At 28.2% G+C, this 10,472-nt stretch carries 12 protein-coding genes; 7 read left to right on the top strand and 5 right to left on the bottom strand.

Annotated elements, in window-relative coordinates:
- Positions 1-174 precede the first annotated feature (174 nt).
- Positions 175-921: a hypothetical protein gene (locus FDK22_RS12815; RefSeq protein ID WP_138153368.1), complete on the bottom strand. Its 747-nt coding sequence runs from the start codon at positions 919-921 to the stop codon at positions 175-177.
- Positions 922-1,084: 163 nt separating this feature from the next.
- On the opposite strand from FDK22_RS12815, the gene FDK22_RS15920 reads away from it, so the two are divergent.
- Positions 1,085-1,213, top strand: coding sequence for a hypothetical protein (locus tag FDK22_RS15920; RefSeq protein ID WP_276309187.1), 129 nt, complete (start codon positions 1,085-1,087; stop codon positions 1,211-1,213).
- Between the two features lie 53 nt (positions 1,214-1,266).
- On the opposite strand, the gene FDK22_RS12810 is transcribed toward FDK22_RS15920, so the two are convergent.
- Both FDK22_RS12810 and FDK22_RS12805 read right to left on the bottom strand, forming a co-directional pair.
- Positions 1,267-1,776 (bottom strand): peptidylprolyl isomerase, encoded by a 510-nt coding sequence (locus FDK22_RS12810; RefSeq protein ID WP_138153367.1) that lies wholly within the window; start codon positions 1,774-1,776, stop codon positions 1,267-1,269.
- Between the two features lie 16 nt (positions 1,777-1,792).
- Positions 1,793-3,664: a peptidoglycan D,D-transpeptidase FtsI family protein gene (locus tag FDK22_RS12805; protein WP_138153366.1), complete on the bottom strand. Its 1,872-nt coding sequence runs from the start codon at positions 3,662-3,664 to the stop codon at positions 1,793-1,795.
- A 28-nt stretch (positions 3,665-3,692) separates the two neighbouring features.
- Here FDK22_RS12805 and FDK22_RS12800 point away from each other — a divergent pair, with 28 nt between their 5' ends.
- Both FDK22_RS12800 and FDK22_RS12795 read left to right on the top strand, forming a co-directional pair.
- Positions 3,693-4,928: an FtsW/RodA/SpoVE family cell cycle protein gene (locus FDK22_RS12800; RefSeq protein ID WP_138153365.1), complete on the top strand. Its 1,236-nt coding sequence runs from the start codon at positions 3,693-3,695 to the stop codon at positions 4,926-4,928.
- Positions 4,929-5,948, top strand: a complete 1,020-nt coding sequence (locus FDK22_RS12795; protein WP_138153364.1) for a UDP-N-acetylglucosamine--N-acetylmuramyl-(pentapeptide) pyrophosphoryl-undecaprenol N-acetylglucosamine transferase — start codon at positions 4,929-4,931, stop codon at positions 5,946-5,948.
- Here FDK22_RS12795 and FDK22_RS12790 read toward each other — a convergent pair.
- The gene (locus FDK22_RS12790) at positions 5,934-6,701 is read right to left on the bottom strand and encodes an undecaprenyl-diphosphate phosphatase (RefSeq protein WP_138153363.1); all 768 of its coding nucleotides are present in this window, start codon (positions 6,699-6,701) and stop codon (positions 5,934-5,936) included. The genes FDK22_RS12795 and FDK22_RS12790 overlap by 15 nt on opposite strands.
- Entirely contained in the window at positions 6,701-7,360 is a 660-nt protein-coding gene (locus FDK22_RS12785; RefSeq protein WP_138153362.1) for an MqnA/MqnD/SBP family protein, read from the bottom strand. Before FDK22_RS12785 ends, FDK22_RS12790 begins: the two co-directional genes overlap by 1 nt.
- Before the next feature lie 70 nt (positions 7,361-7,430).
- On the opposite strand from FDK22_RS12785, the gene FDK22_RS12780 reads away from it, so the two are divergent.
- From FDK22_RS12780 to glnA, 4 genes are all read left to right on the top strand, one after another.
- On the top strand, positions 7,431-7,652 hold the full coding sequence (locus FDK22_RS12780; RefSeq protein WP_138153361.1) for a MoaD/ThiS family protein: 222 nt from the start codon (positions 7,431-7,433) through the stop codon (positions 7,650-7,652).
- 1 nt (position 7,653) lies between these two features.
- Positions 7,654-8,100, top strand: coding sequence for a molybdopterin synthase catalytic subunit (locus tag FDK22_RS12775; protein ID WP_138153360.1), 447 nt, complete (start codon positions 7,654-7,656; stop codon positions 8,098-8,100).
- A 9-nt stretch (positions 8,101-8,109) separates the two neighbouring features.
- Entirely contained in the window at positions 8,110-8,904 is a 795-nt protein-coding gene (locus FDK22_RS12770) for a histidinol-phosphatase (RefSeq protein ID WP_138153359.1), read from the top strand.
- A 122-nt stretch (positions 8,905-9,026) separates the two neighbouring features.
- Positions 9,027-10,454 carry a type I glutamate--ammonia ligase gene (gene glnA, locus FDK22_RS12765; protein ID WP_138153358.1) on the top strand — a complete coding sequence of 476 codons (1,428 nt, stop codon included), beginning with the start codon at positions 9,027-9,029 and terminating at the stop codon, positions 10,452-10,454.
- Positions 10,455-10,472 lie beyond the last annotated feature (18 nt).

Raw genomic sequence — 10,472 nt, 5'->3', positions numbered from 1 at the left:
CTGCAGGGTCCCCTTGTGGAAACGTAGGCCGCTGCCAGCTCTTGAGTATTACTTTTTCAAAGCTTCATTCTAGTTAACTTCTATTAAAGTTGATCTGGGTGAAGCTTTTTTTTTAGCCTTTTTTTTTCTGGATTATATTTATTCTTTCTATAATCTACTTTTTTATATTTTATTTTATACGCTTAGCACTGTCCATTTATTTGATTTCAATGCTGAACTTAGCAATTCTTCACCTATTAAATGAGTTATATCTAAACCTTTTAGATACGAATTTATCTGTACATCTTGTTGATTAAGTTTATAATTGAATTTAATTTGGTATTTTTTTAGTTCTTCTATTTTTATTTTAAGCTCTTCTGATTCAAGAATACAATTAACTGCATTATTCCAAAATAGTATATTAACTGTGTCCCAACTATTATTTAATATAGATTCTTTTGCATAATTTAACGGAAAATTTAATATTGAATCTATTGAATTTGTATAAATTACAATTAGTAAATTAGTGTTATCTTTTTCTAATTCTACTTCAATTTTATCAGTTTTTTGTTCATCATTAATCTCTTCTGCATTTTCAAATAGGTTTAGGGTAAACTCATCATCATTATCATTGATTAAATCATTAAAATCAATACTAAAACTACTATCTAATGAGTGTTTAACCAATTCAAATAATTGATCCATAGAATCGACTATAAAGTCATTAAATACAACAGTTGCATCAGAAATGTTTATAACGTTAGTTATATTTTCTATTTTAATTTGTCTATTTTCATCTATTAAAATTAATGAACCTAACTCTAGCTTAGTTTCAAAGAATCTTACATACTCATTTATTTTTATACAATCGTTTTCATCAATTTGTATTTTTATAGTCTCATCATTTAAAGCTATTTCAATATCATTTTTTAGAACAGTCATTATCATACTTATTAATTTTTTATAAATTGTATCATAGAAAAAGTTATAAAATATCTATTTAATACTTTTCTTTATAATTGTTTAAAAAATATCCTACTTGGTAATCTTTTTGTAATAAAAATAGTATATAATATTTTTATATATTTATAAGGAGGTACAAAAAATGGATTTTAATCATATGATAGATAAACATCATTCTTTTGGAGTTACGCTAGTAGCTGATAAAAAAGATGAAAACAAGTTTTATATCATGTTAGAAGGTCATATTATTGGTGTTCAATATAAATTTTGAATTAATTAAGTTTACTGTTTAAGACAAGTTTATTACTTGCCTTAAAAGTTATATTATCTCTTCTCTAAAATTTCAATAGATTCTATTTTATCATTTTGTCTTATACTATCTAAAACTTCAAAGCTTTCAGCATCATCAGCTTCAATTTCACCAAAAACAGTATGTTGTCTATCTAAATGTGGTTGTGACTCAAAACAAATAAAAAATTGACTACCACCAGTATTTGGACCTGCATGAGCCATAGATAAAGAACCTTTATTATGAACTTGTTTTGGTGCATCTGTTTCACAAGCAATTGCCCAATCTGGTCCACCCATTCCAGAACCTTCTGGACATCCACCTTGTGCCATAAATCCTGGAATAACTCTATGGAAGTTTAAGTTATTATAAAAACCATCATTAGCTAATGTTGCAAAGTTTGCTACAGTATTAGGAGTTTCTTCATTAAATAGTTTTATAAAAATAACACCCTTTTCTGTTGTAATTTTTGCATAATTAAATTTTGCTAATTCTTCCTTTGAATAGTCATACTCTTTTAATTCTTTTCTACCGAATCCGAACATTTTTTTCCTTTTATTTTTAATTTGAGATTATATCATTTTTTGGTGTTAGATAATTTAATTTAACTAGATTATCAATCACTTCTTTGAATACAGGTACAGCAGACCAAGAAGCATAATGGTAATACCAATATTTACCTGTTGATATTGGATCCATTACTGTAACACCAATTGTATATGAGTTCTCACCATCATTTACAAAACCAAAAAATGATGAAATATATTCTTTTAAATATTTTCCACGTCTAGCTATTTGTGCAGTTCCTGTTTTCCCACCAATTTCTAAGCCCTCTATTTTTGCAGCTTTACCAGTACCTTCATTTACAGTTTTTATTAATAGTCTTTTTATTTCATCAGCAGTTTTTTTAGATATTATTTGTTCATTTTTAATTGTTTTATCAATATATTTATCCCCTTCAACTTCAACATAGGAAACAATCTTTGGAGTTACCATTACTCCATCGTTATTAAAAGCTGAATATGCTTTTAATATTTGCATAAAAGTTGCAGTCATCCCTTGACCATACGAAACAGTTGCTTTAAATACATTGTCTTCATTTTTTTTATCATTAGCAGCAAACTGCCAAACTTTTGGAATAACTCCTGTTTTTTCATATGGCAAATCTATCCCAGTTTTTTTAGTAAATCCAAATTTTTTCATACCCTCATAAAATTCACGACCTGATAATCTTTGAGCATATTGTAATGTTCCAATATTTGAAGAAAAAATTACAATATCATCAAGTGTTAAATAGTGCTTTTTAAATTGGTGGTCATCTTTAATTGTAAATCTTCCTAATTTATATTGACCTCTTGGAAATTCACCGTCTTTATTTGCTTTTCCTTTTGTATTATATGCAAAAAGAAGTTCATTTTTTTTGATTCTTCCTTTATCTAGAACAAGTGCAATAGAAATAGGTTTTATTACTGATCCTGGTTCATATTGGTATTCTATTGCATTTACATTAAGGGATGGAATATCTTTTTGATATATTCTTTCTGGATTAAATCTATTTGATGATGCTAAGGAGATTATCTCTCCTGTTTTACTATCCATAATTGAAACTATAATCTCTTGAGCTTTTAGTTTTTCTTTATATATGTCTAGAATCATTTCATTGTTTTTTTGAAGTTTTAAAGGGATATTTAATACAAGATTTGCGCCATCAACTCTTTGTTTGATGGTTGAGTTTTTATTAAAAGATATATATGATAAAACATCTCTATTTCCGCTTAATATTCCATCTTTTGAATTATTTAATAAATCATCATATTTTTTTTCTAAACCTTTAATTCCTTTTACTTTTGTTTTACCATTTTTAGATTCGAATTTTGTAATATATCCAACAACAGGAGTTAAAGTATCTTCATAAGAGTATAATCTTTTTTCGCCACTTTCAATTACACTCAAACCCCTTAAAATTTTTCCACCTTGTACTTTTCTTGAGATAAATACCCCAAGTCTTCTAAGTTTAAATCCCAACTCTTTTAAGTTTTTTGCAGTTTTTGAATCTATATTATAAGATAATACAAGATTACCTGGATCTTTTAGTGATTCATTTACTTTTTTTTCCAATTTTGTATATGGAATATTACTGTATATAGAAAATAACTTGATAAATAATTCTTTTTTATTTATGTCAAGGTGCCTAGTATCTATAGATGCTTTATAGATTTTTTTTGATGTGGTGATTTTAAAATTATCTTTACTTATAATATCACCTCTTACAGATAACTCTTTTTTGGAAGTTTCTAAAGAGGGCAATTGCCTGAAGCTTTTCATTGTATCAAAAATTGAAATTAGCAATATAATTAGTAAAAAAAGTATGAAAAAAAATAGAATCATAATTTTTTTGATTTTGTTATCTTTTTCGATGAATTTTGAAGACATATTTATCCATAATGTAATATAATAGCAAATGCATTCTAACAAAAATCAAATTAAAAATAAGATTAATAAAGTGAAGTTACACGAAGCAGATTATGTACTTTTTTTGCTTGTATCATCACTTATAATTACTAGTATAATATTTTCCTATTCTCTTACAGTTTATACTGTAGAATATTATGGATATAATCAATTTCATTTTTTTATAAGACAATTTTTTGTTGGTACCTTATCTATTTTTATAATGTGGGGATTTTCTTTAATTAATCCAGATAAAATTGTAAATAAAGTGGGTATGGGATTATTTATTTTATTTTTTATTCTTATGTCAATAATGCCAGTTCTACCTAGTTCATTAGTAACTGCTTCAGGTGGTGCAAATAGATGGATTAGATTACCTGGATTTTCTCTTTCCCCTGTTGAGTTTTTTAAAATAGGTTTTATATATTTTTTATCTTGGTCTTTTCATAGAAGATTAATTGAGGTTCCAAGACGTATAGGTTTAAAACAAGAGATGCGTTTACTTGCACCTTATTTTCTTACTTTTTTATTAGTAGTATTTATAGTTGCTTTTTTACAAAAAGATTTTGGACAAGTTGCCTTATTGGGTGGAATTTTATTTATATTATTAATTTTTGCAAATAGAAGTTATAAAGTTTTTGTTTCTTTAGGTGTTGTTGGTGTTGTTGGATTTATTGGTTTAATTGTAGCCGCACCCCATAGGATACAAAGAATCTATTCTTGGTGGGCAATGGTTCAAGATAAGATTCTATCTATTTTACCAGATTGGGCAGGTAATTATTTAAGAATTGATGAATTACCTGAACCCTATCAAGTTTCCCATTCCTTAAATGCAATACACAACGGTGGGATTTTTGGACAAGGTTTAGGATTGGGAGATTTAAAACTTGGGTTTTTAAGTGAAGTACATACTGACTTTGTATTAGCTGGGATCACTGAAGAGGTTGGTTTATTAGGTTTATCCGTTATTGTTTCAATTATGTTTTTAATTGTATTAAGGATTTTTAAAATAAGTAGAAGAGTTGATAATAAGATTTATCATCTATTTACAATTGGAATTGCTTTAATGATAATAATTGCATTTTTAATAAATTCATATGGTATTTCAGGAATGATTCCAATTAAGGGTATAGCAGTACCACTTTTAAGTTATGGAGGTTCATCAATGCTCTCTATGGCGATTGCAATTGGACTTGTATTATCAATAAGTAAGTCTGTAAATTTGAAGGAAAAGGTTGATAAATAAATGAGAGTTGTTATAACAGGTGGTGGAACTGGAGGGCATCTTAAAGTTGCTGACTCATTAATTGAAGAGTATTCAAATAGAGGAATAAAACCGATTTTTATTGGTTCAGTAAATGGACAAGATAAACAATGGTTTGAAAATGATAAAAGATTAAAAAAAGCATTTTTTTTAGATACAAAGGGTGTTGTCAATAAAAAAGGTTTTGGAAAAATAAAATCACTCTTTGCTATTTTAAAAGCAATGAATAAATGTTTCGATATTTTTGATAAATATGATGTTGGAACTGTTATTTCAGTTGGTGGCTTTTCAGCAGCTCCTGCAACTTTTGCTTCTATTTTTACATTTGGATGTAAACTTTATATACATGAACAAAATTCAGTAATGGGAAGATTAAATCAAATAACTTCAAAGTTTGCAAGCGAAGTTTTTTCATCTTTTGACCCTAATTCAGTAGTAAAAGATTATCCTGTTTCAAGTGAGTTTTTTGATAATGCTAGAATTAGAGACCAATTTAGAACTATAATATTTTTAGGTGGTTCACAGGGTGCACATGCAATTAATAATTTTGCTTTAAAAACGGCATCAAAACTTAATAGTATGGGAATAAAGATAATTCATCAAACAGGAAGTAGTGATTTTGAAAGAGTTCAAGAGGAGTATAAAAAACTAGGAATTCAAGCAGATGTTTTTGCTTTTACAAAAGAACTTTCAAAAAAAATGAATGAAGCAGATTTTGCAGTAAGTAGGGCAGGGGCTTCAACCTTATGGGAATTATGTGCAAACTCTTTGCCAACTTTATTTGTACCTTATCCATATGCAGCAAAAGATCATCAATATACTAATGCAAAGTTTTTAGAAGAAAAAGACTTATGTTATATTTGTAGAGAAAATGATTTGAGTGAAGATTTTTTAATGGAAGTATTGAAAAAAGATAATTTCAAACTTAGTAAAAGGTTAGTAGACTCAATCCATTGTAATGGAGTTGAGTCAATTGTTCATTATATACTAAGCAAAAGTTAAAAGAAGAATACCAAATATTATTCTATATATTCCAAAGGCTACAAAAGTAAAGTTTTCTAAAAATTTCAGGAAAACTTTGATAGCTAAAAATGCAACTATAAAAGAGACTATGAATCCAATTGCAAGATTTAAAAAATTTGCACCTGTTAATAATTCATTATGATGTTTTAATAAATCATACCCTGTTGTTGCACACATTACAGGGAAAGCAAGTAAGAAACTAAATTCAGCACTTGCTTTTCTATTAAGACCTACCAACATTGCTCCAATTATTGATGAGCCAGCTCTTGATGTCCCAGGTATTAATGCAAAAATTTGAGCAAGACCAATATATAAAGACTGTTTGTAGCTTACATCTTCTACATCACTTGTTGTGTGTTTTGATTCATCATAAAACTTTTCAACTATTAAAAATACTATTCCCCCAACTATAAACATAATAGCAACTATTTCAAGGGAAAACATAGCTTTTACTTGTTTTGAAAAAAGAAATCCAATGGCAGCAATTGGTAAAAAGGCAATTAATACTTTTGTCCAAAGATCTATATGTTTAAAAGTAAATTTTGATGGGTAATTTAATATTACTGCTAATATAGCAGCAAATTGAATAATTACTTCGTAGGCTTTATTTACATTGGTTTGATCAATTCCTAGAAATTCACTTGCTACAATCAAATGTCCAGTTGATGAAATTGGTAAAAATTCAGTAATACCTTCGATAATTCCTAATATAATTGAATCAAAAAATGTCATTAAATTCCTTCTTTTTTAGCTAAATATAAAAACTTCTTTAGTGCTCTTTTCTCTTTTATACCTATATCATAGTCTATTCTTTTTAAGTATTCTAGAATATGTTTTTTTGAAACACCTGAACGTTTTGAATAATGCTCTAAAATATATTGCGGAATTTTAATATGTTTTTTATTAAAGTTACGAATAATTTTTTCTAGTATTTTTTTATTTCTACAGTAACAAAGCGTTGCAAAAACAAAAGGTAGATTATATTTGTCTTGCCATGCCTTAGCCATGTCTATTATTTCAACATCTGGATTATCATGAAAAAATTTTAATGCTTTATCTCCAATTAAAACTTCACCCTCAAGTTTTAAAATCTTTGCTAAGGCATTTGATGTTTCACTTTGGTAATCATCTTTTTTCTTTCCCGGTACTACTATTACTGATTGAACATCTTTTCTTGCAATAATTCCTAAGTCTAATCTTCTTTCTCCCCTTGACGCAATTGATGAGATAAATGCAGAATCAACTTTTCTAGTTTTAAACTTTTTATTTATATATGAGGGGTAAGATTTTTTATACTGAATTATTGATTTTACTTGGCTTGATTGAATCCTTTTCTTAATATATATATGAAAAGGTAAAAGGTTTATGAAATCTATTTTAGCAAATATCATTGACTTGTGTCATCCTTAGATTAAATTAAATTTGATATAATACTCCAAAATATGTAAATAAGGGGTTAATTTGGTAACTGTAGAATTTTTAGGACCAATTAATAAAGAACCTATGAAAGTAGAGATAAAAAACTTAGCTGAGTTAAGTGAAATATTAAAAAGTGATAGTGAAGTTTCAACATGGTTAGAAACTTGTGCGGTAGCTGTTAATGATACCATGGTTTCATCAAAAGATATTCCTCTAACTGATGGAGATAAAGTATCTTTACTTCCTCCTGTATGTGGTGGATGAAATGGAAGATAAGCTAATTCTTTGTGATGGCCCACTTGATGTAAATAAGATAAATTCGCAATGGTTTGATGAATTTAAAGATTCTAATTTCGGTGCAATAATTACTTTTAATGGTGTAGTAAGAGATGAAAATGGAATTGATGGTCTAAGTTTTGATATTTATGAACCAATATTAAAATCTTGGTTTGATTCATGGCAAAAAAAAGCTAATGAAAAAAATGCAATAGTTTTAATGGCTCACAGTCGTGGGGATGTTTTAAACCATGAAAGTTCATATATAGCTGCTGTTTGTAGTCCAAAAAGAAGAGTTGCTTTAGAGATGATTGATGAGTTTGTTGAAGATTTTAAAGCAAAAGCTCCCATATGGAAGTATGACATCATTGATGGAAAAAGAGTTTATGCAAAAGATAGAAGTACAGCAATTAGTGGCGCAGGCTTATTAAACTAAAGGCATTTAATGAAAAAATTTAGAGCAGACCTTCACAATCATACTACACTTTGTAATCATGCTCAAGGGACTATTGAAGAGTATGTTCAAAAAGCTATAGAATTAGGAATAGATTTTTATGGTTTTTCAGAACATGCACCAATGAAAAACTTTGAAGATGGTTATAGACTAGTAATTGAAAAAAAAGATTTTTATGAATCTTCTATTTTAGAGATAAAAAAAAGGTATGAAAATCAAATTGATATATTACTTGGGTATGAGGTTGACTTTATTGAGGGTGATTATCTTTTAGATGAGGTTATTAATTCAAAAGTTGACTATTTGATTGGTTCTGTTCACTATCTTGGAAAATGGGGATTTGATAACCCTGAGTTTATTGCTGAATACAAAAATAGAGATATTAATAAGATTTGGGAAGAATATTTTTATGCATTAAAACTTCTTGCTAAATCTGGTAAATTTGATATTGTTGGTCATTTAGATTTAATAAAAGTTTTTAATTTCCTTCCTACAAAAGATATAAAAGTTCTAGCAAAAGATGCTATGAGTGAAATAAAAAAATCAAATATGGTTATTGAAATAAATGCCGCAGGCCTTAGAAAACCAGTTAAAGAACAATATCCTTCAAAAAATTTATTAGAGTTAGCATTTGAACTTGATATACCAATAACTTTCTCTTCTGATGCACATAGTGTGGAGCAAATTGGTTTTAAATATGATGAGGTAACTACACTTGCACAAAAAATAGGTTATAAGCAATGTGCAATCTTCAAAAATAGAGATATACAGTTAGTTAATTTTTAGACAAATTTGTTAAAAAAATATTATAAAAAATATTTCATTGTATATTTTTTATACAGATAATTTATCTTAGTTTTCTTTTATTTGGATACAATATTCCTAATAATTTTATAGGAGTTTAAAACATGGGTAAATTTGTTAACAATACTGAAGAATTTTTCAAATATTGTGAGGAAAACGAAGTTAAATTTGTAGATCTTAGATTTACAGATATGAAAGGTATGTGGCATCACTTAACTTATATGCTAAGTGCTATTGATGAAAAAATGTTAGAAAATGGTATGCCATTTGATGGTTCTTCTGTTGATGCTTGGCAACCAATTAACAAATCAGATATGATTTTAAAGCCAGATGTTGAAACTGCTTTCTTAGATCCATTTACTGCTGATTCTACTGTTATTGTATTTTGTGATGTTTATGATATCTATAAAGGTGAAATGTATGAAAAATGTCCAAGATCAATTGCTAAAAAAGCATTAACTCATCTTTCTGAGTCTGGATTAGGAGACGTTGCATATTTTGGACCTGAAAATGAATTCTTTATTTTTGATGATGTAAAAATTGTTGATGATATTAACGAATCTTACTATAGAGTAGATTCTGAAGAGGGTTGTTGGTCAGATGCTACTGATTATGAAGGTGGTAACATGGGTCACAGACCTAGAACTAAAGGTGGATATTTCCCAGTTCAACCAACTGACTCAATGGTAGACTTAAGAGCAGAAATGATGCAAGTATTAGAGCAAGTTGGATTAGAAGTTACTTTAGGACACCATGAAGTTGCTCAAGCACAAGGTGAAATTGGAATTAAATTCGGAACTCTTGTTGAAGCAGCAGATAACGTACAAAAATATAAATATGTATGTAAAATGGTAGCTCACTTAAATGGTAAATCTTGTACATTTATGCCAAAACCATTATTTGGAGATAACGGAAACGGAATGCACGTACACCAATCTGTTTGGAAAGATGGTAAAAATACATTCTATTCTGAAGGTGAATATGGTAATTTAAGTGAAACTGCAAGACACTATATTGGTGGTGTATTTAAACATGCAAGAGCTGTTGCAGCATTCACAAATCCTTCAACAAACTCATACAAAAGATTAATTCCAGGATTTGAAGCTCCTTCAATCTTAACTTATTCTTCACAAAACAGATCTGCATCTTGTAGAATTCCTTATGGTGCAGGTGAAATGGCAACAAGAATTGAGATGAGATTCCCAGATTCAACTGCTTGTCCTTATTTAGCATTCGCTGCTATGTTAATGGCTGGTCTTGATGGTATTGTTAATAAATATGAGCCTGTTGGTCCAATGGATGACGATTTATTTGAATTAGAATTAGATGAAATTAGAGAGAGAAAAATCCCTCAAATGCCTCATACATTAAGAGGTTCATTAGAAGCGTTAATTAGAGATAATGAATTCCTACAACCAGTATTTACTAAAGATATGATTGATACATATCAACACTATAAATTTGAAACACAAGTTTGGCCAGACGAAGCTAGACCAACTGCATTCGAATTTAAATCAACTTATTCTTGTTAATAATTTAAGAATAGAAAT

The sequence above is a fragment of the Arcobacter arenosus genome, from assembly GCF_005771535.1.
Classification (GTDB): domain Bacteria; phylum Campylobacterota; class Campylobacteria; order Campylobacterales; family Arcobacteraceae; genus Halarcobacter; species Halarcobacter arenosus.
Note: the sequence above shows the minus strand (reverse complement) of the source record. Positions and strands in the feature narration are given on the sequence as shown.

Coding starts and splice junctions, on each gene's coding strand:
- glnA (WP_138153358.1), top strand. CDS start 9,027: ATGGGTAAATTTGTTAACAATACTGAAGAATTTTTCAAATATTGTGAG.
- FDK22_RS12800 (WP_138153365.1), top strand. CDS start 3,693: ATGCATTCTAACAAAAATCAAATTAAAAATAAGATTAATAAAGTGAAG.
- FDK22_RS12805 (WP_138153366.1), bottom strand. CDS start 3,664: ATGTCTTCAAAATTCATCGAAAAAGATAACAAAATCAAAAAAATTATG.
- FDK22_RS12815 (WP_138153368.1), bottom strand. CDS start 921: ATGACTGTTCTAAAAAATGATATTGAAATAGCTTTAAATGATGAGACT.
- FDK22_RS12810 (WP_138153367.1), bottom strand. CDS start 1,776: ATGTTCGGATTCGGTAGAAAAGAATTAAAAGAGTATGACTATTCAAAG.
- FDK22_RS15920 (WP_276309187.1), top strand. CDS start 1,085: ATGGATTTTAATCATATGATAGATAAACATCATTCTTTTGGAGTTACG.
- FDK22_RS12790 (WP_138153363.1), bottom strand. CDS start 6,701: ATGACATTTTTTGATTCAATTATATTAGGAATTATCGAAGGTATTACT.
- FDK22_RS12785 (WP_138153362.1), bottom strand. CDS start 7,360: ATGATATTTGCTAAAATAGATTTCATAAACCTTTTACCTTTTCATATA.
- FDK22_RS12770 (WP_138153359.1), top strand. CDS start 8,110: ATGAAAAAATTTAGAGCAGACCTTCACAATCATACTACACTTTGTAAT.
- FDK22_RS12795 (WP_138153364.1), top strand. CDS start 4,929: ATGAGAGTTGTTATAACAGGTGGTGGAACTGGAGGGCATCTTAAAGTT.
- FDK22_RS12775 (WP_138153360.1), top strand. CDS start 7,654: ATGGAAGATAAGCTAATTCTTTGTGATGGCCCACTTGATGTAAATAAG.